At 72.3% G+C, this 23,143-nt stretch carries 21 protein-coding genes; 14 read left to right on the top strand and 7 right to left on the bottom strand.

Going from position 1 to position 23,143, the window contains the following annotated elements; translation table 11 throughout:
- The 10 genes from QP089_RS44650 to QP089_RS44605 all read left to right on the top strand — a co-directional run bounded on the left by QP089_RS44650 (window position 1) and on the right by QP089_RS44605 (window position 11,663).
- Complete coding sequence (locus QP089_RS44650) at window positions 1-753, top strand: YebC/PmpR family DNA-binding transcriptional regulator (RefSeq protein ID WP_285920657.1); 753 nt, start codon at window positions 1-3, stop codon at window positions 751-753.
- Window positions 754-927: 174 nt separating this feature from the next.
- On the top strand, window positions 928-2,079 hold the full coding sequence (locus tag QP089_RS44645; RefSeq protein ID WP_285920656.1) for a GNAT family N-acetyltransferase: 1,152 nt from the start codon (window positions 928-930) through the stop codon (window positions 2,077-2,079).
- Between the two features lie 81 nt (window positions 2,080-2,160).
- A complete protein-coding gene (gene ruvC, locus QP089_RS44640) occupies window positions 2,161-2,760 on the top strand; it encodes a crossover junction endodeoxyribonuclease RuvC (protein WP_285920655.1) in 600 nt (199 codons plus the stop codon).
- Entirely contained in the window at window positions 2,757-3,362 is a 606-nt protein-coding gene (ruvA, locus tag QP089_RS44635; protein WP_285920654.1) for a Holliday junction branch migration protein RuvA, read from the top strand. Before ruvC ends, ruvA begins: the two co-directional genes overlap by 4 nt.
- A gap of 46 nt (window positions 3,363-3,408) precedes the next feature.
- Window positions 3,409-4,479, top strand: coding sequence for a Holliday junction branch migration DNA helicase RuvB (gene ruvB, locus QP089_RS44630; protein WP_285920653.1), 1,071 nt, complete (start codon window positions 3,409-3,411; stop codon window positions 4,477-4,479).
- Window positions 4,480-4,654: 175 nt separating this feature from the next.
- On the top strand, window positions 4,655-5,152 hold the full coding sequence (yajC, locus tag QP089_RS44625; protein ID WP_285920652.1) for a preprotein translocase subunit YajC: 498 nt from the start codon (window positions 4,655-4,657) through the stop codon (window positions 5,150-5,152).
- A 42-nt stretch (window positions 5,153-5,194) separates the two neighbouring features.
- Complete coding sequence (gene secD / locus QP089_RS44620) at window positions 5,195-6,967, top strand: protein translocase subunit SecD (protein ID WP_285920651.1); 1,773 nt, start codon at window positions 5,195-5,197, stop codon at window positions 6,965-6,967.
- Between the two features lie 3 nt (window positions 6,968-6,970).
- The gene (secF, locus tag QP089_RS44615; protein ID WP_285920650.1) at window positions 6,971-8,146 is read left to right on the top strand and encodes a protein translocase subunit SecF; all 1,176 of its coding nucleotides are present in this window, start codon (window positions 6,971-6,973) and stop codon (window positions 8,144-8,146) included.
- Window positions 8,147-8,252: 106 nt separating this feature from the next.
- On the top strand, window positions 8,253-8,777 hold the full coding sequence (locus QP089_RS44610) for an adenine phosphoribosyltransferase (protein WP_285920649.1): 525 nt from the start codon (window positions 8,253-8,255) through the stop codon (window positions 8,775-8,777).
- Between the two features lie 711 nt (window positions 8,778-9,488).
- Window positions 9,489-11,663, top strand: coding sequence for a RelA/SpoT family protein (locus QP089_RS44605; RefSeq protein WP_285920717.1), 2,175 nt, complete (start codon window positions 9,489-9,491; stop codon window positions 11,661-11,663).
- A 164-nt stretch (window positions 11,664-11,827) separates the two neighbouring features.
- Here QP089_RS44605 and aspS read toward each other — a convergent pair whose 3' ends face one another.
- From aspS to QP089_RS44590, 3 genes are read right to left on the bottom strand one after another with little or no spacing between them, the layout of a single operon-like run.
- On the bottom strand, window positions 11,828-13,588 hold the full coding sequence (gene aspS / locus QP089_RS44600) for an aspartate--tRNA ligase (protein ID WP_285920648.1): 1,761 nt from the start codon (window positions 13,586-13,588) through the stop codon (window positions 11,828-11,830).
- On the bottom strand, window positions 13,585-14,865 hold the full coding sequence (gene hisS / locus QP089_RS44595) for a histidine--tRNA ligase (RefSeq protein WP_285920647.1): 1,281 nt from the start codon (window positions 14,863-14,865) through the stop codon (window positions 13,585-13,587). The genes aspS and hisS overlap by 4 nt, the downstream gene beginning before the upstream one ends.
- A 12-nt stretch (window positions 14,866-14,877) precedes the next feature.
- The gene (locus tag QP089_RS44590; protein WP_285920646.1) at window positions 14,878-15,573 is read right to left on the bottom strand and encodes an MBL fold metallo-hydrolase; all 696 of its coding nucleotides are present in this window, start codon (window positions 15,571-15,573) and stop codon (window positions 14,878-14,880) included.
- A 252-nt stretch (window positions 15,574-15,825) separates the two neighbouring features.
- On the opposite strand from QP089_RS44590, the gene QP089_RS44585 reads away from it, so the two are divergent.
- Window positions 15,826-16,581 (top strand): peptidylprolyl isomerase, encoded by a 756-nt coding sequence (locus tag QP089_RS44585; RefSeq protein WP_285920645.1) that lies wholly within the window; start codon window positions 15,826-15,828, stop codon window positions 16,579-16,581.
- Between the two features lie 73 nt (window positions 16,582-16,654).
- On the top strand, window positions 16,655-17,890 hold the full coding sequence (locus QP089_RS44580; protein WP_285920644.1) for a DUF349 domain-containing protein: 1,236 nt from the start codon (window positions 16,655-16,657) through the stop codon (window positions 17,888-17,890).
- Window positions 17,891-18,205: 315 nt separating this feature from the next.
- Here the strand turns inward: QP089_RS44580 and QP089_RS44575 are convergent, their stop codons facing one another.
- The 4 genes from QP089_RS44575 to QP089_RS44560 form a co-directional block, all read right to left on the bottom strand.
- Complete coding sequence (locus QP089_RS44575) at window positions 18,206-18,772, bottom strand: TIGR03086 family metal-binding protein (protein ID WP_285920643.1); 567 nt, start codon at window positions 18,770-18,772, stop codon at window positions 18,206-18,208.
- A gap of 101 nt (window positions 18,773-18,873) precedes the next feature.
- Complete coding sequence (locus QP089_RS44570) at window positions 18,874-19,491, bottom strand: DUF305 domain-containing protein (RefSeq protein WP_285920642.1); 618 nt, start codon at window positions 19,489-19,491, stop codon at window positions 18,874-18,876.
- Complete coding sequence (locus QP089_RS44565) at window positions 19,488-20,096, bottom strand: thioredoxin-like domain-containing protein (RefSeq protein ID WP_285920641.1); 609 nt, start codon at window positions 20,094-20,096, stop codon at window positions 19,488-19,490. The genes QP089_RS44570 and QP089_RS44565 overlap by 4 nt, the downstream gene beginning before the upstream one ends.
- 102 nt (window positions 20,097-20,198) lie before the next feature.
- Window positions 20,199-20,642 carry a hypothetical protein gene (locus QP089_RS44560; protein WP_285920640.1) on the bottom strand — a complete coding sequence of 148 codons (444 nt, stop codon included), beginning with the start codon at window positions 20,640-20,642 and terminating at the stop codon, window positions 20,199-20,201.
- A gap of 142 nt (window positions 20,643-20,784) precedes the next feature.
- Between QP089_RS44560 and QP089_RS44555 the strand changes: the two genes are divergently transcribed.
- Together QP089_RS44555 and QP089_RS44550 are read left to right on the top strand one after the other, a co-directional pair.
- On the top strand, window positions 20,785-21,579 hold the full coding sequence (locus tag QP089_RS44555; protein ID WP_285920639.1) for a phosphatase PAP2 family protein: 795 nt from the start codon (window positions 20,785-20,787) through the stop codon (window positions 21,577-21,579).
- A gap of 146 nt (window positions 21,580-21,725) precedes the next feature.
- Window positions 21,726-22,985: a replication-associated recombination protein A gene (locus QP089_RS44550; RefSeq protein WP_285920716.1), complete on the top strand. Its 1,260-nt coding sequence runs from the start codon at window positions 21,726-21,728 to the stop codon at window positions 22,983-22,985.
- Window positions 22,986-23,143: the final 158 nt, after the last annotated feature.

Here is a 23,143-nt window from a genome sequence, read left to right as displayed (position 1 = left end):
ATGTCCGGCCATTCCAAATGGGCGACGACCAAGCACAAGAAGGCGGCCCTCGACGCCAAGCGGGGCAAGCTCTTCGCCAAGCTGATCAAGAACATCGAGGTGGCGGCCCGCACCGGCGGCGGTGACCCCGACGCCAACCCCACCCTCTACGACGCCATCTACAAGGCGAAGAAGAACTCCGTCCCCAACGACAACATCGAGCGCGCGCGCAAGCGCGGCGCCGGTGAGGAGGCCGGGGGCGCCGACTGGCAGAACATCACCTACGAGGGCTACGCGCCCGGCGGTGTCGCGGTGCTGATCGAGTGCCTGACCGACAACCGCAACCGCGCCGCCTCCGAGGTCCGGGTGGCCCTCACCCGCAACGGCGGCACCCTCGCCGACCCCGGCTCGGTCTCCTACATGTTCACCCGCAAGGGCGTCGTGATCGTCCCGAAGGCGGGCACCAGCGAGGACGACGTCATGATGGCCGTCCTGGACGCCGGCGCCGAGGAGGTCAACGACCTCGACGACGAGAACTTCGAGGTCGTCAGCGAGGCCGGCGACCTCGTCGCGGTCCGCAGCGCGCTCGTGGACGCCGGCATCGACTACGAGTCGGCCGAGAGCAAGTTCCTGCCGAGCGTGACCGTCCCGCTGGACGAGGACAACGCCAAGAAGGTCTTCCGCCTGCTGGACGCCCTCGAGGACTCCGACGACGTCCAGGACGTCTACGCCAACTTCGACGTCCCGGACGAGGTCCTCGCCTCGCTGGACTAGCGTCGTGGGCCTGGCGCCCTCCGGGGCGAGGACCGCGATGACGTGTCCGAACGACGTGATGGAGACGATCGACGCCTGAGACGCGTCGCGTGCCGTGAACGCCGCCGCAGCCCGCGAGGGCGCGGCGGCGTTCGGCGTTCCGGGAGGCCGCCGGCATGGCCTACGGTCGAGATCATGGAGATCCGTGCCCTCGAACCCGGCGAAATGGACGCCACCCGCGACATCCGTGCCCGCGCCTTCGGCGCGCTGACGGACGCCGAGTGGGAGAGGACGATGCGCTACGCCGGGCCGGTGCTGGCGGCGGGGCGGCAGTTCGCGGGCTTCGACGGCGACCGCGTCCTGGCGACGGGCCGCATCCACGACATGACCCAGTGGTGGCACGGGCGGGCGGTCTCGATGGGCGGCATCGGCGGGATCACGGTCGCGCCGGAGGAGCGCGGGCGCGGGCTCGGACGCCGCCTGATGACCGGCATCCTGGAGCGCTGCGCCGAGTTCGGGCACGCGCTGTCGATGCTGTATCCGGCGACGACGCGGATCTACCGCTCGCTCGGCTGGGAGCACGCCGGCGCCCAGCACATGATCGAGATTCCGGCGGAGGCGCTGCGGGGCATCGCCGCCGAGCGGGTGCCGGTCCGCCGCGCCGGGCCCGGCGACGCGGCGGAGGTCGCGGCCGTGATCGGCCGCGTCCACGCGGCCGCCGGCGACTGCGGCCCGATCGGCTGGCACGAGAGCATGTGGCCGGCCTTCCTCGACGATCGCGACGAGTACTGCTACCTGGCCGAGGACGGGTTCCTCGCCTACCGCTGGGCCGAGGGGAACACGGCGCTGGAGGTCGTCCGGGCCGTGGCGTCCTCGGAGCGGACGCTGCGCGCCCTCTGGGCCATCGTGGGCTCCGGGTCCTCGACGGCGCCGACCGTCCGGGCCTGCGTCTCGCCCATGGACCCGGTCCTGTGGCTGCCGGGCGAGCGCGAGAAGGAGACCGTCCGGCGCAGCCAGTGGATGCTGCGGGTGGTGGACGCGCCCGCGGCGATCGCGGCGCGCGGCTACCCGGAGGGGGTGACTGCCGCGGTCCCGCTGGAGATCGACGACCCGCAGCGCCCCGCGAACTCGGGGCACTGGCGCCTGGAGGTCAAGGACGGCGAAGGCCGGCTGGAACGTTCCGGCGCGGACGCCGCCGCCGTGCGGATGGGCGTGCGCGGCCTGTCCGCGCTCTACGCGGGCGTTCCGGTCGCCACCCTGCGCCGCGCCGGGCTGCTGCACGGCGGGGACGCGGGGGCGCTCTCCGCCCCGTTCGCGGCCGCGCCGTTCTCCCTCGACTACTTCTAGCGGGACACGCCCGCCGCGCGCGAACGATGTCATCCTGACTTGGTAGCGTGTTCGGCCGAACAGATGATCGAAGGAGCGGCCGTGCGGGTGATGGGGGTGGACCCCGGGCTCACCCGGTGCGGTGTGGGCGTCGTCGAGGGCGCGCCCGGCAAGCGGCTGCACCTGGTGCACGTGTCCGTGGTGCGGACCGACGCCGACGAGGACCATGCGCTCCGGCTGCTCGGCGTCGAGCGGGGGATCGAGGCGCTGATGGACGAGTTGCGCCCCGACGCCGTCGCCGTGGAGCGGGTGTTCTCCCAGCACAACGTCCGCACCGTGATGGGCACCGCGCAGGCCGCCGGCATCGCGATGCTGGCCGCCGCCCGCCGCGGCCTCCCGGTCGCGCTGCACACCCCGAGCGAGGCCAAGGCCGCGGTCACCGGCAACGGCCGCGCCGACAAGGCGCAGGTCACCGCCATGGTCACCCGGCTGCTGAACCTCGACGTCGCGCCGAAGCCCGCGGACGCGGCCGACGCGCTCGCCCTCGCGATCTGCCACGTGTGGCGCGGGAGCGCGCAGCGGCGGCTCGCGCGGGCGCAGGTCTCGCGGATCGAGGAGCTGGCGCGGGCCGAGCGCGAGCGCCTCGCCGCCCGGAACGGCACCGCCCCGGAGGGGCGGAGCAGAGGAGGAAGCATCAAGTGATCGCCTTCGTCAGCGGCCGGGTGGCCGCCGCCGGGCCGGACGGCGCGGTGATCGACGTGCACGGCGTCGGCCTCGCGGTGCAGTGCACGCCCGCCACGCTCGCCGGGCTGCGGGTCGGCGACGAGGCGAAGGTGCCGACCTCGCTGGTCGTCCGGGAGGACTCGCTGACCCTGTTCGGGTTCGCCGACGACGACGAGCGCGTGGTCTTCGAGATGCTGCAGACCGCCAGCGGCGTCGGCCCCCGCCTGGCCCTGGCGATGCTGGCCGTGCACACCCCGAACGCGCTGCGCCGCGCGGTCGCCACCGAGGACCTGACCGCGCTGACCAAGGTGCCGGGGATCGGCAAGAAGGGCGCCCAGCGCATCGTCCTGGAGCTGAAGGACCGGCTCGGCGGCCCGGTCGGCGACGCCGCCGCCGACGTCCGCGTGCCCGCCGCGTCCGAGACGTGGCGCGCCCAGGTCCAGATGGGGCTGATCAACCTCGGCTGGTCGGCCAAGGACGCCGACGCCGCGGTCGACGCCGTCGCCGCCGACCTCGACGGCGCCGAGGCGCCCCCGGTCGCGACTCTGCTGAAGTCCGCGCTGAAGAAGCTCGCCAAGTGATGGACGCGAACGGAAGGGCCGTCAGCCGCCGAGCGGAGGCGAGGCGATGAGCGGCGAGGGGGAGCGGCTGGTCTCGGCGGACGCGGAGGGCGCCGAGGAGCAGGTGATCGAGGCCGCGCTGCGGCCCAAGAAGCTGGACGACTTCGTCGGGCAGGAACGGGTCCGCGAGCAGCTGTCGCTGGTGCTGCGGGGCGCGCTGCGCCGCGGCCGGGTCCCGGACCACGTGCTGCTGTCGGGCGGCCCGGGGCTCGGCAAGACGACCCTCGCCATGATCATCGCGGCGGAGCTGGGACAGCCGCTGCGGATCTCCTCGGGCCCGGCGATCGAGCGGGCCGGCGACCTGGCGGCGGTGCTGTCCACCCTCGCCGAGGGCGAGGTGCTGTTCCTGGACGAGATCCACCGGCTGGCCCGGCCCGCCGAGGAGATGCTCTACATGGCGATGGAGGACTTCCGGGTCGACGTCGTTGTGGGCAAGGGGCCGGGCGCGACCGCGATCCCGTTGGACATCGCGCCGTTCACGCTGGTCGGCGCGACGACCCGGGCGGGAATGCTGCCGGGCCCGCTGCGCGACCGGTTCGGGTTCGTCGCGCACATGGACTTCTACGAGCCCGCCGAGCTGGAGGTGATCGTCCGGCGCTCGGCGCGGCTGCTGGACGTGGAGATCACCGACGACGGCGCCGCCGAGGTGGCCGGGCGGTCGCGGGGGACGCCCCGGATCGCCAACCGGCTGCTGCGCCGCGTCCGCGACTACGCCGAGGTCCGCGCCGACGGCGTGATCACGCAGGAGCTGGCGAAGGCCGCGCTGCGACTCTACGAGGTCGACGAGCGTGGTCTGGACCGCCTCGACCGGGCCGTCCTGGAATCGTTGATGCGCAAGTTCGGCGGGGGACCGGTGGGGCTGTCGACGCTGGCGGTGTCGGTGGGGGAGGAGCCGGAGACGGTGGAGGTCGTCGCCGAGCCGTTCCTCGTCCGGCAGGGAATGCTGGCCAGGACGCCCCGCGGGCGCATCGCGACGCCCGCCGCGTGGGCGCACCTGGGCATCGCCCAGCCGGCCGCGTCGCCGATGGCCGGTACGCTGTTCGAGGTGGACGACGGCGCCGATCGGCCCGAACAGTGATCATGTTGTAACGGGATGGGAACTTCCCCGCGTCGCGGATCGTCACGTCGTTGCCGGGGTCTCGCGTACTCTCTAGACTCCGGGACTTGGTTCCACCGACTCCAGCCCGCGTTCCCCATGGGGTGGCCGATCCGGTCACAGGCTGGGCAAACCACATCGGAAGGATGCCCCAGTAATGGGCAGCGACATGATTTTGGCGGCGTCGTCCGGCGGCGGGGGTTTCAACCTGCTGCTGCTCCTCGCCGTCCCCGTGGTGTTCTACTTCCTGCTCATCCGGCCGCAGAGCAAGCGGCGCAAGGAGCAGATGAACATGCAGAGCGCCATGGAACCGGGAGCCCGGGTGCTGACGACCAGCGGCATCCGCGCCACCGTGGTCTCCGTCGACGACGACGGTCTCCTGCTGGAGATCGCGCCGGGCGTCGAGGTCCATTTCGTCAAGCAGGCCGTCATGCAGGTCCTCAAGGACGACGAGCCGGAGGAGCTGGACGACGAGGCCGACGACGACCTCGAGGCGGACGAGGACGGCGAGCGCGTCGACCTGTCCAAGGACGAGCCGTCGGAGGTGGACCTGTCCAAGGACGCCGGTGCCGAGGGCACGGCGGACCTCCACGGCGAGGACGAGGCCGACGAGTCCAAGCCCAAGGCCAAGGCCGGGGAGAAGCCCTCGGCCTGACGCGCCGGCGGCAACGACTCAAGGACGGGAAGAAAACGACCAGTGGCCTCGCCTAGCAACGTTCCCAAGCCCGGGCGCACGCTCTTCGCCCTCTTCGCGGTCATCGCGATCCTGGCCGGCGTCGCGCTCCTGCAGGGACAGACCAAGCCCAAGCTCGGGCTGGACCTGGCGGGCGGGACGACCGTCACGCTCACCGCCAAGACCGAGAAGGGCAAGAACCCGCCGGCGGGCCTGATGGACCAGGCCGTCAAGATCATGACGCAGCGGGTCAACGGTCTGGGCGTGTCCGACGCCGAGGTCGCCAAGCAGGGCAGCAACAACATCGTGGTGAACGTGCCCGGCGAGGGGCAGAGCCGCGTCGTGGGGCTGATCGGCACGACCGCCAAGCTGCAGTTCCGGCAGGTGTTCGCCTACGCCGACGGCAAGCCCACGGCCGGCGGGGCCACCCCGACCCCCTCGGCGAGCCCGTCCGGCACGACCAGTCCGAGCCCGGGTGCGAGCTCGAAGCCGTCGTCGTCGACCTCCCCGTCGCCCTCGGCGACACCGCGCAAGCGGGCGGTGTCCGACGCGCTGGCGGCGCCGACGCCGAACCCGTCGCCCTCGGCGTCCCCGTCGGCGTCCTCGCCGCTGGTGTCGCCCTCGCCGTCCACCGGCGAGCAGACCTACCCCGGCGTCACCGACAAGGCGGTCGTCCAGCAGTTCGAGTCGCTCGACTGCTACAACGGCGACCGCCACGCGCCGGGCTCCAACGACCCGAAGCGCAAGTTCGTCGCGGCGTGCGCCCAGAAGGTCGAGGACGGCCAGGTCGGCAAGTACATCCTCGGGCCGGTCCGGGTGCTGGGCGAGAACGTCAAGAGCGCGACCGCGATGCCGCCGAACTCCCAGCAGGGCCAGGCGAGCTGGTCGGTGTCGCTGAAGTTCGACGGCAAGGGCGCCAAGCAGTTCGGCGACGTCACCACCGACGCGTCCAAGGCCTACCAGGGCAACCCGTCCTCGCCGCAGGCGCAGGTCGCGATCGTGCTGGACGGCCAGGTCGTGTCCGCGCCGCAGATCAACCAGGGCGCGATCACCGGCGGCAACGCCAGCATCGACGGGCCCGCCGACAGCTTCACCCAGCAGTACGCGACCGACCTGGCGAACGTGCTGAAGTACGGGGCGCTGCCGCTGGAGTTCAAGCAGAGCTCCATCGACGAGGTGTCGTCCACGCTCGGCTCCGACCAGCTGACCGGCGGCCTGATCGCCGGCGCGATCGGCCTCGGCCTGGTCGTCGTCTACTGCCTGCTCTACTACCGGGGCCTCGGCCTCGTCGCGGTGTCCAGCCTGATCGTCGCCTCGGTGATCACCTACGAGGCGGTGGTGATCCTCGGCGAGGGGATGGGCTTCCGGCTCTCGCTGCCGCACATCATCGGCCTGATCGTGTCGATCGGCATCACCGCCGACTCGTTCATCGTCTACTTCGAGCGGCTGCGCGACGAGCTGCGGGCGGGCCGCAGGCTGCGCTCGTCGGTGGAGAACGCCTGGAAGCGGGCGCGGCGCACCATCCTGGTCGCCGACGCGGTGACCTTCCTGGCCGCCCTGGTGCTGTACTTCCTCGCGGTCGGCGGCGTCGCCGGGTTCGCGTTCGCGATGGGCCTCACGACGCTGATCGACATCGTGGTGGTGTTCTTCTTCACCAAGCCGATGGTCGCGCTGCTGTCGCGGACGAGGTTCTTCGGCCGCGGGCATCCGATGTCGGGGCTGGACGCCAAGCGGCTGCGCCGCACCACCCAGGACGCCGGCGGCGTCGCCGCCCGCAAGACGAGCCAGGAGGCCTGAGCCATGGGGCTGCGCGCGGTCATCTCCCGGATCTACCGGGGTGAGATCAGCGCCGACATCGTCGGCAAGCCGAAGATCTGGTACTCGCTGTCCGGGGCGCTGCTGATCCTGTCGATCGCCGGGCTGCTGATCCAGGGCCTCAACTTCGGCGTGGAGTTCAAGGGCGGGTCGGTCTTCACCTTCAAGGCGTCGAGCTCCTCGATCGAGCAGGTCCGCGGCGCCGCGGTCGACGGCGGCGCGCACGACCCGATCGTGCAGAAGGCCGGCGAGGACTGGCGGGTCACCACCCAGAGCCTGTCGTCCGAGCAGGTCACCCAGGTCAAGTCGACCATCACCAAGGAGCTGAAGGTCCCGGCCAGCAAGGTCAGCACCCAGGTGGTCGGTGCCTCCTGGGGCGGGGAGATCCAGAAGAAGGCGTGGCAGGCGCTCGCCGTCTTCATGATCCTGATCATCGGCTACCTGTCGCTGGCGTTCGAGTGGCGGATGGCGCTGGCCGCGGTGGTCGCCCTCGTGCACGACCTGATCATCACCGCGGGCGTGTACGCCTGGTCCGGGTTCGAGGTCACGCCCGCGACGCTGCTGGGCTTCCTGACGATCCTCGGGTACTCGCTGTACGACGCGGTGGTCGTCTTCGACATGATCAAGGAGGTCACCAAGCCGCTCGGCCCGACCTCCAGGACGACCTACAGCGAGGCGGCGAACCAGGCCCTGAGCAGCACGCTGGTCCGGTCGCTGAACACCTCGCTGGTCGCGATCCTGCCGGTCGGCGCGATCCTGTTCATCGGCACCACGCTGTTCGGCGCGGGCACGCTGAAGGACCTGTCGCTCGCGCTGTTCGTCGGAATGATCATCGGTACGTACTCCTCGCTGTGCGTGGCGACGCCGCTGCTGGTGCAGCTCAAGGAGCGCGAGCCGAAGTACAAGCAGATCCGCGCGAACATGGCCCGCCGCGAGCAGAGCGCCAAGCGGCAGGTGCGCAACGCCAAGGTCAAGGCCGCCACCGGGGCGCCCGGCGACGCCCCGGCCGGCCGCAAGGACGACGATCCGGAGCCGGACGACGCCTCGTCGGGCACCGGGAACCTGCCGTCCGGCGTGAGCGTCCGCAAGGTCGTGCAGACGGGGCCGCGGCAGCAACCGCGGCGCGGCAGCCGCCAGCAGCGCCGCGGCGGCGGCAAGTAGAGCGCAGACGGGCCGTGCCCGCGCCGGTCACCCACGGTGGTGACGGGCGCGGGCACGGCCCGGTTATGAGCACCAGTACGTGGGATTCGTCACAGGGAGTGAAACGGTGGACCTCGGCAAGCTGATCCAGGAGCGGATCCGCGACGTGGACGACTATCCGAAGCCGGGCGTGGTGTTCAAGGACATCACCCCGCTGCTGGCCGACCACGTGGCGTTCGCCGGGGTCGTCGACGCGATCGTCAACCACCACGGGCGCGGCACCATCGACAAGATCGTCGGGATCGAGGCGCGCGGGTTCATCCTCGCCGCGCCGGTCGCCTACCACTTCGGCGCGGGGTTCGTGCCGGTCCGCAAAAAGGGGAAGCTGCCCTCGCGGACGCACGAGGAGACCTATGATCTCGAGTACGGGACCGAGACGATCGAGATCCACGTCGACGCCTTCGAGCCCGGCGACCGGGTGCTGATCGTCGACGACGTGCTGGCCACCGGCGGGACGGCCCGTGCCGCCGCCGAGCTCGTCCGGCGCGGTGGCGGCGAGGTCGCCGGCCTGTCGGTGCTGCTGGAGCTGTCCTTCCTGAACGGACGCGACAAGCTGGGGAATCTGAACGTTCATTCCCTGGTTACGGTCTAGGACGAAATGACCGGCGGATACACTGGCGCCAACAGGGTCCGCCGGGGACGGGCGCGTTCCCGCGGAGACGACGCCCGCGAGGGCTGAGGAGGCTGGGTGCGCGGTGAGGTGGCATCGACCGGAGCGGTGACCGACGCCGCAGCGGACGCCGCGGACGACGCCCGCCGGGAGCGGGACGCCGCCGCGGAGCCCGCCGAGCGGACCGGCCCCCCCGCCGCCGCGCGGCGACGCGCCGACCGGCCCGCCGCCCGTCCGCCCGCCACCGCCGGGGAGCCCCCCGACCACGTAGCGCCCGCCCAGGAACCCCCCGCCCAGGAACCGCCGGTCGGGGACGCACCCGCGGTGGAGCCCGCCGTTACAGAACCGTCCGCCGAGGAAGCCCCGGCAACGGAACCCGCCGCCGGGAAACCGCCGGTGGCCGAGCCGCCCGCAGCGAAACCGTCCACCGCGAAACAGTCCGCCGCCGAACCGTCCGCCTCGCGGACCTCCGGCGAGAAGCCGCAGGCCACCGCGCCCACCGGCGGCGGAGCGGCCGACGCGCCGGACGGGAAGGCCCGCCCCGTCGGGGGGCCCGCCACACCGCAGCCGCCCGCCGGACCGGGAGCCACCCCCTCCGATGCCCAGACCAGGCCGACGCCGGCCGCGATCCCACCGTCTGCCGCCCGGGTGCGCCGTAGGCTCGCCAGGTTGGGCGCCCAGCGGGGCCCCACTATGAACCCGGTACTCGAACCACTCATCAAGACGGTCCGCAACACCCACCCCAAGGCGGACCTGCGGCTGATCGAGCGCGCCTACGACGTCGCGGCGCACTACCACCGCGACCAGAAGCGCAAGAGCGGCGACCCGTACATCACGCACCCGCTCGCCGTCGCGACCATCCTCGCCGAGCTCGGCATGAACACCGAGACGCTGTGCGCGGCGCTGCTGCACGACACGGTCGAGGACACCGAGTACGCCCTCGACGAGCTGCGCGCCGACTTCGGCGACGAGATCGCCGCGCTCGTCGACGGCGTCACCAAGCTCGACAAGGTCAAGTACGGCGAGGCCGCGGAGGCCGAGACCGTCCGCAAGATGGTCGTGGCGATGTCCCGCGACATCCGCGTCCTGGTGATCAAGCTCGGCGACCGGCTGCACAACATGCGCACGCTGCGCTACATGCCGCGGCACAAGCAGGAGAAGAAGGCCCGCGAGACCCTGGAGGTGTTCGCGCCGCTCGCGCACCGCCTCGGGATGAACACGCTGAAGTGGGAGCTGGAGGACCTCGCGTTCGCCACGATGTACCCCAAGCGGTTCGACGAGATCGCCCGGCTGGTGTCCGAGCGCGCCCCGCGCCGCGACGTCTACCTGCAGGAAGTGATCGAGAACGTATCCACCGACCTGCGCGAGGCCCGGATCAAGGCCACCGTGACGGGCCGGCCGAAGCACTACTACTCGATCTACCAGAAGATGATCGCCCGCGACGTCAGCTTCGACGACATCTACGACCTGGTCGGCATCCGGGTCCTGGTCGACAGCGTCCGCGACTGCTACGCCGCGCTCGGCTCGATCCACGCGCGATGGAACCCGGTCCCCGGCCGGTTCAAGGACTACATCGCGATGCCGAAGTTCAACATGTACCAGTCGCTGCACACGACGGTGATCGGCCCGGAGGGCAAGCCCGTCGAGCTGCAGATCCGCACCTGGGGCATGCACCGCCGCGCCGAGTACGGCGTCGCCGCGCACTGGAAGTACAAGGAGGAGACGGTCGGCGGCCGCAAGGCCGGCGACATGCAGTGGCTCCGCCAGCTCCTCGACTGGCAGAAGGAAACCGCCGACCCGGCCGAGTTCCTGGAGTCGCTGCGCTTCGACCTGTCGGTCTCGGAGGTGTTCGTCTTTACCCCGAAGGGCGACGTCATCGCGCTGCCGCAGGGCGCCACGCCCGTCGACTTCGCGTACGCGATCCACACCGAGGTCGGGCACCGATGTATCGGCGCCCGCGTGAACGGCCGCCTCGTCCCCCTCGAGTCCACCCTCGACAACGGCGACACCGTCGAGGTGTTCACCTCCAAGTCGCAGGACGCCGGCCCGAGCCGCGACTGGCTCGGCTTCGTCAAGAGCGCCCGCGCCCGCAACAAGATCAAGCACTGGTTCTCCAAGGAGCGCCGGGACACCGCGATCGAGTCCGGCAAGGAGTCGATCGCCCGCGCGATGCGCAAGCAGAACATGCCGCTGCAGCGGATGATGTCGGGGGAGGCGCTGCTCGCCCTCGCCCGCGACATGCGCTACACCGACGTGTCGTCGCTGTACGCGGCGGTCGGCGAGGGGCACGTGTCCGCGCAGACCGTCGTGCAGCGCCTCGTCGACGCCCTCGGCGGCGTGGAGAGCGCCGAGGAGGACCTCGCCGAGATCGCACTGCCGACCCGCCGCAAGCGCAGCCGCCCCGCCGGCGACCCCGGCGTCGTCGTCGCCGACGACCCCGACGTGTGGGTCCGCCTCTCGCGCTGCTGCACCCCGGTGCCCGGCGACGACATCGTCGGCTTCGTCACCCGCGGCCACGGCGTCTCCGTCCACCGCGCCGACTGCGCCAACGTCGCCAGCCTGAAGACCCAGCCCGACCGCCTGATCGACGTCAAGTGGTCCCCGGGCGAGGACTCGGTGTTCCTCGTCGCGATCCAGGTCGAGGCCCTCGACCGGCCCCGCCTGCTTTCGGACGTGACGCGGGTGCTGTCCGACCAGCACGTCAACATCCTGTCGGCGTCCGTCACCACCACCCGCGACCGCGTCGCCGTCTCCCGCTTCACCTTCGAGATGGGCGACCCGAAGCACCTCGGCCACGTCCTCAAGGCCGTCCGCACCATCGACGGCGTCTACGACGTCTACCGCGTCACCAGCGGCGCCACCCGCTGACGGACGAGGGCGACCTCCGCTCCGCTGGCGCTCCGCTGCGTTCGCCGTGAGCACGGCGTCTTCGCGACGGAGCCGCGGTTCGAGGGCGGGCGGCGACACTCGCTGAGCAGCGGAAAGGGCGGCCACCGCATGATCGCGGTGGCCGCCCTTCCGGCGTTCGCGGGTCAGCCTTCGGCGGGGGCGTCCTCCGGGATGACGTCGACGCCCGCCTCCTTGCGCTGCGCCGGAGTGATCGTGGTGGGCGCCGCGGTCAGCGGGTCCAGGCCCGACGCGGCCTTCGGGAACGCGATGACGTCGCGGATGGTCGCCCCGCCGGCCAGCAGCATGACGGTGCGGTCCCAGCCGAACGCGATGCCGCCGTGCGGCGGCGGGCCGAACTTGAACGCCTCCAGCAGGAAGCCGAACTGCGACTCGGCCTCCTCCTTCGACAGCCCGAGCACGTCGAACACGCGCTGCTGCATCTCGGCGCGGTGGATACGGATGGAGCCGCCGCCGATCTCGTTGCCGTTCAGGACGAGGTCGTAGGCGTCGGCGAGCGCGGAGCCCGGGTCCTCGTGGAAGGTGTCGGCGAACTGCGGCTTCGGCGCGGTGAACGGGTGGTGCACCGACGTCCAGCCGATCTGCTCGCCCTTGTCGTTCTCCACCGGCTCGAAGATCGGCGCGTCGACGACCCAGACGAAGTTCCACGCCGACTCGTCGATCAGGCCGCGGCGGCGACCGATCTCCAGGCGGGCCGCGCCGAGCAGCTCCTGGGTGGCGTGCCGCTTGCCGGCGCCGAAGAAGATCGCGTCACCGGGGGACGCGCCGGTCTTCGCGGCGAGCCCCTCCTTCTCGGTGTCGGAGAGGTTCTTGGCGACGGGGCCGCCGAGCGTACCGTCCTCCTGGAGGAGGACGTAGGCCAGGCCGCGGGCGCCGCGGGCCTTCGCCCAGTCCTGCCAGCCGTCCAGCTCCTTGCGGGTCTGGGACGCGCCGCCCGGCATGACGACCGCGCCGACGTAGGGGGCCTGGAACACCCGGAACGACGTTCCGGCGAAGTACTCGGTCATGTCGGTCAGCTCGTTGCCGAACCGCAGGTCGGGCTTGTCGGAGCCGTACCGGGCCATCGCGTCGGCGTAGGTGATGTGGGGGATCGGCCGGGGGATCTCGTACCCGGCGATCTCCTTCCACAGCCGCGCGACGAGGTCCTCGCCGACCCGCAGGACGTCGTCCTGCTCGACGAACGACATCTCGATGTCGATCTGGGTGAACTCCGGCTGCCGGTCGGCGCGGAAGTCCTCGTCCCGGTAGCAGCGGGCGATCTGGTAGTAGCGCTCCAGGCCGCCGACCATGAGCAGCTGCTTGAACAGCTGCGGCGACTGCGGCAGCGCGTACCAGTGGCCGGGCTTGAGCCGGACGGGCACCAGGAAGTCGCGGGCGCCCTCGGGGGTGGAGCGGGTCAGCGTCGGGGTCTCGACGTTGACGAAGCCGTGCTCGCGCATGACCTCGTGCGTGAGGAACGACGCCTCGGAGCGGATCCGCATCGCCTGCGCGACGGCGTCGCGGCGCAGGTCGAGGTACCGGTACTTGAGCCGGATCTCCTCGTTGACGTTGACGTCGCCCTCGATCGGGAACGGCAGCGGCGCCGACTCCGACAGCACCTGGATGTCGGTGGCGGCGACCTCGATGTCGCCGGTCGGCAGCTCGGGGTTCTCGTTGCCCGCGGGCCGGACCCGGACCTCGCCGACGACCTTCACGCAGAACTCCGAGCGCAGGTCGTGCGCCGCCTCGTCCTCGCGGAAGACGACCTGCGCGGTGCCGGAGGCGTCGCGCAGGTCGATGAACGTGACGCCGCCGTGGTCGCGGCGGCGGCCGACCCAGCCGGCCAGCGTGACCTGCTGCCCGGCGTGCTCCTTGCGGAGCGTGCCCGCCTCGTGGGTGCGGATCATTTCTGAAGCCTTTCCTTCAACGTCGTGGTGAGCTCGGTGAGCGGGACGGCGGTCTGCTCGCCCTCGGCCAGATCCTTGACCTGGGCGACGCCGCCGGCGATATCTCGCTCACCGAGGATCACGGCGTACCGGGCGCCCGACCGGTCGGCGTCCTTCATGGCGCCCTTCAGCCTCTTGCCGCCGAAGGCCATGTCGGCGGCGATCCCGGCCCGGCGCAGGTCGGCGACCAGGGCGAACAGCCGGCGCTCGGCGGCGTCGCCGAGCGCGACCCCGAACACCTCGCAGCGCGGCTTGGCGGCGAACGCCACGCCCTCGCCCTGCGCCGACTCGGCCTCCAGCGCCAGGATCGTGCGGTCCAGGCCGAGGCCGAACCCGATGCCGGGCAGCGGCGGGCCGCCGATGTCCTCCGACAGGCCGTCGTAGCGCCCGCCGCCGCCGATGCCGGACTGCGCGCCGAGCAGCGGGTGGTCGAACTCGTAGGTGGTGCGGGTGTAGTAGTCCAGGCCGCGGACGAGGGTGGGGGTGTCCTCCCAGGCGATGCCGAGGTCGGACAGCAGCTCCCGGACCCGGTCGTGGTAGGCCTTGCAGTCCGGGCACAGGTGGTCGGCCATCAGCGGGGCGTCCGCGAGCTGCGCCCTCACCTGCGGGCGCTTGTCGTCCAGGACGCGCAGCGGGTTGATCTCGACGCGGGCGCGGGTGTCGTCGTCCAGGTCGAGCCGGCGCAGGAAGTCCTGGAGCAGGGCCCGGTAGGCGGGACGGCACTCCTTGCAGCCCAGCGAGTTCAGCAGCAGCCGCACCTGCGTCAGGCCGAGCGAGCGGTACCAGTTCGCGGCGATCGCGATCGTCTCGGCGTCGACCTGCGGGTCCTCGCTGCCGATCGCCTCCAGGTCGAGCTGGTAGAACTGCCGGTACCGGCCCTGCTGCGGGCGCTCGGCGCGGAACGCGGGCCCGGACGTCCACACCTTCACCGGCAGCGCGCCCTTGTGCAGGTTGTTCTCCAGGACGGCCCGCAGCACCGACGCGGTGAACTCCGGCCGCAGCGTCAGCGACCGGCCGCCGCGGTCCTCGAAGGTGTACATCTCCTTGGACACCACGTCGGTGGACTCCCCGACGCCCCGCCGGAACAGGTTCGTGTCCTCGAAGACGGCCAGCTCCAGGTAGCCGTAACCGGCCAGCCGCGCCTGGTCGGCGAACGCCTCGCGGATGGCGTAGAACAGGTCCGCGCGCGGCGGAACGTACTCACTGACCCCCTTGGGGGCCCGGAAACTCGAACTCATGATCTTTTAGGCTCAGAATCCCTTGTCGGGTCCGCCGGCGGGCTTGAGCTCCGCCAGGAACGGGTTCGTCGCGCGCTCGCGGCCGATTGTGGTCTGGGTGCCGTGCCCGGGCAGGACCGCCGTCTCGTCCGGCATGGACAGGCACACCCGCGACAGGCTCGCGAGGATCTCCTCGTACGACCCGCCGGGCAGGTCGGTGCGGCCGATCGACCCGGCGAACAGCAGGTCGCCGGTGAACATCACGTCCGGCAGCTCCTGCGTCCTCGGCGTCCGGAAGGTCACCGACCCGGGCGTGTGGCCGGGCGCGTGGTCGACGGTGAAGCTCAGCCCCGCCAGCTCCAGCACCGCGCCGTCCGCCAGCTCCTGCACGTCGTCCGGCTCGGTCAGCTCCAGCCCCCCGAACAACTGCTGGCCCGGGCCGAGGGACAGCCCCTTGGCCGGGTCGGTGAGCAGGTCGCGGTCGTCCGGATGGATGTAGGCCGGGACGTCCTTGGCGCCGCACACCGGCGCCACCGACCACACGTGGTCGATGTGGCCGTGCGTCAGCAGCACCGCCACCGGCTTCAGCCGGTGCTCGCGCAGGATTTCCTCGATCCCGGCCTCGGCGTCCTGCCCCGGGTCGACGATGACGCACTCCTCGCCCGCGGCGGGCGCCACGACGTAGCAGTTCGCGGCGAACGATCCAGCGGGGAACCCGGCGACGAGCACGGTCGTCCTTCCTTAGAACCATCTCGGGTGGGCTCGTCCGAGCGTACCGGCGCGGCCACGGCCATCGCGAACGAGATAGGGCGATCGCCGTGTCGCGGCGCGCCCCGCGGGAGGCGCCGCGGGGCCGATCGGCGGGGCGGCCGCGGGCCGGTCCGGCTTCCTGAGGGTTCGTTCAGGTAGCGGTCCGTCCGGCGCGCGGGTGCCGCTACTATGCGCTGCACGTTCACCTGATCACAGCGGAAGGGCAGGCACGTGGCGGGGAAGGACCGCAAGAAGCAGCTCGCTCGGCAGCGCTACGAGCGACAGCAGCAGGCGCTGGCGCAAGCGGCCGCCAAGGCCCGCCGCGCCAAGATCATCGGTGCCGGGGTCGCGGTGGCGGTCGTCGTCGTGGGCGGCGCGGCGATCGTGGTGTACACCGGCAAGGACGGGGAGTCCAAGGCCGACGGCCCGCACTGCGCGTACATCCCCGAGGGGCAGCCCGCCGGGAAGGTGAAGAGCCTCGGCACCCCGCCGAAGAAGCCCGCGTACAAGGGCACCGTCCAGGCCACGGTCAAGACCGACCAGGGCGACGTCGTGATGCAGCTCGACGCCAAGGCCGCGCCGTGCACGGTGAACTCGTTCGCCTACCTGGCCCAGAAGAACTTCTACGACGACAGCCCGTGCCACCGGCTGACCAGCGGCGGCCTGAACGTCCTGCAATGCGGTGACCCCGCGGGCACCGGCATGGGCGGCCCCGGATACCGGTTCGCCAACGAGAACACGGCGAACGCCAAGTACACGGCCGGGACGCTCGCCATGGCGCACTCGTCGCAGCCCGACTCCAACGGCAGCCAGTTCTTCATGGTCTACAAGGACTCGCAGCTGGATCCGGACTACTCGGTGTTCGGCAAGATCACCAAGGGGCTGGACATCCTGGAGAAGATCGCCAAGGCGGGCTCCACGCCGGCGGAGGACGGCAAGCCCAAGAAGAAGGTCACGATCCAGGACGTCACGATCGCCCCGGTTTAGGCGATCGGGATACTAAGGTGTGGAGGGTCCGGAGGCCGTGAGCCCGATCGGACCTGCGATTCAGGAGGCAAGGGTGTCCAGCGCGACCGATCCCTGGGGCCGGGTGGACGAGGACGGCACCGTCTATGTCAGGACGTCCGTCGGCGAACGGGTCGTGGGGTCCTGGCAGGCGGGCGCCCCTGAGGAGGCCCTGGCCTACTTCAAGCGCAAGTACGACGCGCTCGCCACCGAGATCGGCCTGCTCGAACAGCGCGTCCGCACCACCGACCTGCAGCCCGCCCAGGCGCAGCAGAGCATCGCCCGGCTGCGCGAGGCCGTCGGCGAGGCCCACGCCGTCGGCGACCTCGACGCCCTCGCCCGCCGGCTGGAAGCCCTGACCGAGCAGGTCGGCCGCCGCCGCGAGGAGGTCAAGGCCCAGCGCGAGCAGCACCGGCACGAGGCCCGCGAGATCAAGGAGCGCATCGTCGCCGAGGCCGAGCGGATCGCCGCCGAGGAGACGCACTGGAAGAACGGCGGCGAGCGGCTGCGCCAGCTCGTCGAGGAGTGGAAGGCCGCCGACCGCATCGACCGGCCCACCGAGACCGCGCTGTGGAAGCGGCTGTCGTCGGCCCGCAACGCCTTCACCAAGCGCCGCAAGGTCTACTTCGCCACCCTGGACGACCAGCGCGAGGAGGCCCGCCGGGAGAAGGAGCGCCTCGTCGCCGAGGCCGAGGCCATGCAGGACTCCACCGACTGGGGCGAGACCGCCGCCGCCTACCGCGACCTGATGCGCCGCTGGAAGCTCGCCGGCCGCGCCTCCCGGGACGCCGAGGAGGACCTGTGGGCCCGCTTCAAGGGCGCCCAGGACACCTTCTTCCAGGCCCGCAGCGCCGCTTTCGCCGAGCGCGACGCCGAGTTCCGCGGCAACGCCGAGGAGAAGGAGAAGATCCTCGCCGAGGCCGAGCGGCTGCTGCCCGTCCGCGACGTCCGCCAGGCCCGGCAGGCGCTGCGCGCGGTCCAGGAGCGCTGGGAGGCGGCCGGCATGGTGCCCCGCGACCAGCGCGACCGCCTCGAGGGCCGGCTCCGCAAGATCGAGGAGGCCGTCCGCACCGCCGAGGAGGCGGAGTGGCGCCGCACCAACCCCGAGGCCCGCGCCCGCGCCGAGGCCACCGTCAACCAGCTGCGCAGCTCCATCGAGCAGCTGGAGAAGCGCCTGGACAAGGCCCGCGCCGCCGGCCGCGACCGGGACGTCAAGGACGCCGAGGAAGCCCTCGGCGCCCGCCGTGCCTGGCTCGAAGAGGCCGAGAGGACCCTCGCCGAATTCTCTTGACTTGCCCAGGGGGCTGTGTTTTCCCAGGGGGGCGACCCCCTGGAACCCCCGTCAACGACCGAGAGGCCGTTTCGCACTCCGCTGGCGCTCCGCGCGAAACGGCCTCTCGGTCGGCGGGCAGGCCCGCTCCGCTCGCTGCGCTCGCTCCGCGTGCCTGCCCGTGACCGGTGGCTGAGGTTCAAGCAGCCGGGGGTGAGGCCCGGAACCCCGTTGCGGTCGGCGGGCTCGCCTGCGCTCGCTCCGTGTGAGTCGGGGGGCTTAGGGGCCGGTCTTTCGCTAGGTGGGTCAGCCAGGATGTTGTAGGGGCTGAATGCGTCAGGTGATCGGTCTGCCCAGGAAGGCCAGGAGGCGGGTCTGCTCGTCGGCGCCCTGGGGGGCGGGGAGCTGGGGGGCGAGCCGGCCGGCCGTGCGCAGGTCGGCGGCGATCATGTGGGCCGTGGCGAAGGCGTGGTGGACCAGGTCGGGGTCCAGGCGGGACGGCTGGCCGGTGGCGCGGGCCAGGTCCCAGGCGTGCACCAGCGGCTCCAGGATGTAGCCCTCCAGGAAGTCGCCCAGCGGCAGCCGCCCCAGGGCGCCGACCGGGACGGGGCGGCTCAGCCCGCCCGGCGTCAGCGCGGCGGTGGCCTCCTTGCGGGCGGTGCGCCACGCCGCCTCGGCGTCCTCGGCCGCGAAGCGCGCCGGGTCGGTGGTGACGTCCGGTGCGGGCTCCCCGGTCGCCAGCGACCGGACCAGGTACTGGCCGCCGATGACATGGCCGGCGACGTCCCGGGCCGTCCAGCCGGCGCAGGGGGAGGGGGCGTCCCAGCCGTCCCGGGGGACGCCGGCCACCAGTCCCTCGAACAGGTCCAGAGCCCGGTGGTAGCCGCTGAGGTTGTGAGCCATGGTGGTCAGTGACCCGCGATCGGACCGTGCTGTCAAGCGCTATCGCGAAGGTCGTCCGGACGGCCCGGCGGGCGGCGCGGACCGCACCGCCCGCTGGGCCGTCAGGACGGCGCCGCGCCGCGTTCCCGGAGCATCGCGTCCATCTGGGCGATCTCCGAGAGCTGCCCGCCGACCATCGTCCGCGCGAGCCGCCGCACCTGGTCGCGGCCGGTCCGGTCGAGGACGGCGCGGGCCATGTCGACGCCGCCGCGGTGGTGGGCGATCATCAGCCGGAGGAACAGCGCCTCGGCGTCCCTGCCGGACGCCTTGCGCAGTTCGGCCAGCTGCGCGTCGGTCGCCATCCCCGGCATCGCGGCGCCGGTCGCCGGGGCCGGCATGGCCATCCCCGCGTGACCGGACATCCAGCGCATCGGCCCCGCCGGGTCGGTCTTGGGCAGGCCCCACTGGTCGAGCCAGGCCGTCATCATGCCGATCTGCGCCGACTGCGTGTTGATGATGTCGTAGGCGAGCAGCCGGACGGCCGGATCGGACGTGCGGTCCCGGACGATGAACGACATCTCCACGGCCTGCGCATGGTGGGCGCTCATGTCGCGGGCGAACCCGGCCTCCGGCCCGTCAGTGGCCGGTTCGCCCGATTTCCAGGCCGTCGTGCCGAGCAGCGCCGCGGCGGCGAGCAGCACCAGGGCGGCGATGGCGACCGTTATGCGGCGGCCGGTCACGGGGTGTCCTTGGCGCCGTCGCAGGCCGCGCCGGGCTCGGGCGTCTGCGGGCCCTTGACGAACGCGCGCAGGAACCGGTCGACGCGCGCGTCCCCGGCGTCCTGGAGCTTGAGCTGGTGGCCCCACGCGGTGAGCGCGATCGGCGCGTCCAGCGACGGGTACGGGCTCAGGAACGTGTAGTCGGTGCGCTCGACCTTGGCCCTGAGCGCGTCCAACTGGGCGGCGGGCAGGCCCGGCCGGTAGGTGATCCAGACGGCGCCGTGCTCGAGGGAGTGGACGGCGTTCTCGTTGCGCAGCGCCTGGTCGTAGACGCGGCCGTCGCAGTTCTGCCAGACGGAGTCGTGGTCGCCGCCCATCGGCGGGTTCCCGTCGTAGCTGACGGGACCGCTGGTGTGGTTGCGGGTCAGGCCGTCCTTCACCACCACGCCCTTGATCGACGAGGCGCCGTCGGCGGACGACGGCCTGGACTGCAGGAACGCGTAACCGATCGCGACGACCGCGACCAGGCCGATGACGGTGAAGAAGGCGATCCCGCCCCACGGCACCTGACGCTGCGTCAGGGCGTTCTTCTTGCGGGCTTGCTTGTTCCGGGCGCTCTTGGACATGGAGCGGTCCTCTCAAAGGTCTCAACGGATGTACGGACATGGCGGCATCGCGCCGGCGCGGGTATGCGCGCACGGCGGTGCCGCGGCCTTACGGCCGGTCCGTCACAGCCGGAGAACCTGAAGAGAGGCCAGGGAAACGGGGGACAGGGCGCCGCCGCGCGGCGCGGGCGCTCGGCCCGAGCGCGCGGGCAGGCGCAGCACCGCCCGGCGGCCCCCGGCTAGCCCCAGCAGCATGAGGGCGAACAGCACGGCCAGGCACAGGCACGCGTCAGCGGGGGCCAGCGGCGGGAGCCTCAGCGGCGCGCTGAGGGACATCTGGGGGGTGCCGTGGTGCCCCGGCGGAGTGTGGACGGCGGGAGCCCGGCCGTCGTGGTGCATCGCGGCGGCGACCTCGGCGGGTACGTTCATCCCGTTCTCGATGCAGACCCGGTCGGGCGGGGCGTGCCCCAGGCCGTAGCTGAACACGAGTCCGGCCACGACGAGCAGCGCCACCAGCAGACCCGCCTGCCCGTGGCGCCGGCGGTGGGCCGTACCCGACACCGTCACGCTCCCGATTGTGCCTTCATCCGGTCGGTGACAACGCCGCAGCGGGACGCGGGGTTCCCGGCCGGTCTCGAACTCCGGGCGGAGGCCGATACCCTCCTGTCGGACCAGGCGTGCCGCGCCGGGCGGCTGGAGGATGAACCCCATGCGGCGTTCATGGGTGACGGAGGCGATTCTGCGACGCGACATGACCGGCCGCCGCCTGGTGGTGGCGACCGTGCTGCAGGTCCTGCTGATGGGCGTGGTGATCGGGGCCTACGAGCTGGGCCGGCACTTCGCCGACGGGCGCCCGAGCGACGCGTTCGCGCACGCCCGGTGGTTGTGGGACCTGGAGCGCACGCTGCGCCTGCCGGACGAGTCGGCGTTCCAGAAGTGGGCGCTCGGCTGGGACGGCTGGGTGCGCGCCGCGAACGAGTACTACGTCCGCGTGCACTTCCCCGCGATCCTGCTGTTCATGGGGTGGATGTGGTTCCGGCACCGGGAGGGCTGGCCGCGCGTCCGGGTCGTGATCGCGGTCACCGCGGCGGCGGCGCTGGCGCTGCACTTCGCCTTCCCGCTGGCACCGCCCCGCATGCTGCCCGGGCACGGCTTCATCGACCTGATGAACGTCTACGGCCCGAGCTCCTACAGCTCCAAGCCGGGGGAGGGCATGGCCAACCAGTTCGCCGCCATGCCGTCGCTGCACGTCGGATGGGCGCTGCTGGTCGCCTGGGGCGCCGTCCGCTACGGCCGGGGCCGCTGGCGGTTCATCATGGTCGCCCATCCCGTCCTCACGTTCCTCATCGTGGTCGTCACCGCGAACCATTACTGGACGGACGGGATCGTCGGCTGCGCCATCGTGATCGTCACGCTGTGGGCGACGTCCAGGATGCGGGCGCTGGCCGACCGGGAACCCGAGCGGACGGGAATGTCGCTGCGGCGAGATAGTGTCGGAGCGTGACCAGCAGGGCGGAACCGGACCAGCCGGAGGGGCTTTTCGACGATCCGTCGGCCGGGGCCGCGAGCCCGTCGCGCGACCGCGACGGCGCCGCCTCCGCGGCGCCGCTGACGGCGGCGGAGGCGGGCCGGCAGCCGCTCGCGGTGCGGATGCGGCCCCGCGCGCTGGACGAGGTCGTCGGCCAGGCGCACCTGCTCGGCCCCGGCACCCCGATCCGGCAGCTCGTCGACCGCGACGTCCCGATGTCGCTGGTGCTGTGGGGCCCGCCCGGCACCGGCAAGACCACCCTCGCCACCGTCGTCAGCCACGTCACCTCCCGCCGGTTCGTGGAGATCTCCGCGGTCAGCGACGGCGTCAAGCGGGTCCGCGCCGAGATCGACCTGGCCCGCCGCGAGCTCGGCATGACCGGCCGGCAGACCGTCCTGTTCGTCGACGAGGTGCACCGCTTCAACAAGGCCCAGCAGGACGCCCTGCTCCCGGCGGTGGAGAACCGCTGGGTGTCGTTCATCGGCGCCACCACCGAGAACCCCTTCTTCTCCGTGATCAGCCCGCTGCTGTCGCGGTCGCTGCTGCTCACCCTCGAACCGCTCGGCGAGGACGAGCTGCGCGAGGTGGTCCGCCGCGCCCTCGCCGACGAGCGCGGCCTGAACGGCAAGGTCGGCCTCGACCCCGCCGCCGAGGACCACCTCATCCGGCTCGCCGGCGGCGACGCCCGACGCACCCTCACCTACCTGGAGGCCGCCGCCCTCGTCGTCGAGGACGGCGCCGTGATCGACGCGGACGTGCTGGAGAAGGCCGTCGACCGGGCCGCCGTCCGCTACGACCGCGAGGGCGACCAGCACTACGACGTCATCAGCGCGTTCATCAAGAGCATCCGCGGCAGCGACGTCGACGCGGCGCTGCACTACCTGGCCCGCATGATCGAGGCCGGCGAGGACGCGCGGTTCATCGCGCGGCGCCTGATCGTGCACGCCAGCGAGGACGTCGGCATGGCCGACCCGACCGCGCTGCAGACCGCCGTCGCGGCGGCGCAGGCGGTGGAGTTCGTCGGGCTGCCCGAGGCGCGCATCAACCTCGCCCAGGCCGTGATCCACCTGTCCCTGGCGCCCAAGTCCAACGCGGTGATCATGGCGGTGGACGGCGCGCTCGGCGACGTCCGCAAGGGCCTGGCCGGGCCCGTCCCCGGGCATCTGCGGGACGCGCACTACAAGGGCGCCGCGAAGATCGGGCACGGGCAGGGCTACAAGTACGCCCACGACCACCCCGGCGGGGTCGTCCGGCAGCAGTACGCCCCCGACTCGGTGGACGGCCGCGAGTACTACCGGCCGACCCGGCACGGCGCCGAGTCCCGCTTCACCGAGGTCCTCGCCCGGATCCGCTCGGTGCTGCGCGGCGCCCCCGACCGGTGAGGGCCGGCCGATGAAGATCGTCACCATCGGCGCCGTGCTCCCGGCATCGGCGGCGCGGGCCCGCTACTCTGCCGGGAACGGCCCCGGGCGCGGTCCCGGGACGCCGGCCGCGCGGCCGGCGCCCGCCGCCGCCCGGCCGTGACCGGCGCCCGCGCCCG

Source organism: Actinomadura opuntiae (genome assembly GCF_030283205.1).
GTDB lineage: Bacteria > Actinomycetota > Actinomycetes > Streptosporangiales > Streptosporangiaceae > Spirillospora.
Note: the sequence above shows the minus strand (reverse complement) of the source record. Positions and strands in the feature narration are given on the sequence as shown.

Coding starts and splice junctions, on each gene's coding strand:
- QP089_RS44650 (WP_285920657.1), top strand. CDS start 1: ATGTCCGGCCATTCCAAATGGGCGACGACCAAGCACAAGAAGGCGGCC.
- QP089_RS44645 (WP_285920656.1), top strand. CDS start 928: ATGGAGATCCGTGCCCTCGAACCCGGCGAAATGGACGCCACCCGCGAC.
- ruvB (WP_285920653.1), top strand. CDS start 3,409: ATGAGCGGCGAGGGGGAGCGGCTGGTCTCGGCGGACGCGGAGGGCGCC.
- yajC (WP_285920652.1), top strand. CDS start 4,655: ATGGGCAGCGACATGATTTTGGCGGCGTCGTCCGGCGGCGGGGGTTTC.
- secF (WP_285920650.1), top strand. CDS start 6,971: ATGGGGCTGCGCGCGGTCATCTCCCGGATCTACCGGGGTGAGATCAGC.
- QP089_RS44605 (WP_285920717.1), top strand. CDS start 9,489: ATGAACCCGGTACTCGAACCACTCATCAAGACGGTCCGCAACACCCAC.
- aspS (WP_285920648.1), bottom strand. CDS start 13,588: ATGATCCGCACCCACGAGGCGGGCACGCTCCGCAAGGAGCACGCCGGG.
- hisS (WP_285920647.1), bottom strand. CDS start 14,865: ATGAGTTCGAGTTTCCGGGCCCCCAAGGGGGTCAGTGAGTACGTTCCG.
- QP089_RS44575 (WP_285920643.1), bottom strand. CDS start 18,772: ATGGCTCACAACCTCAGCGGCTACCACCGGGCTCTGGACCTGTTCGAG.
- QP089_RS44565 (WP_285920641.1), bottom strand. CDS start 20,096: ATGTCCAAGAGCGCCCGGAACAAGCAAGCCCGCAAGAAGAACGCCCTG.
- QP089_RS44555 (WP_285920639.1), top strand. CDS start 20,785: ATGCGGCGTTCATGGGTGACGGAGGCGATTCTGCGACGCGACATGACC.
- QP089_RS44550 (WP_285920716.1), top strand. CDS start 21,726: ATGCGGCCCCGCGCGCTGGACGAGGTCGTCGGCCAGGCGCACCTGCTC.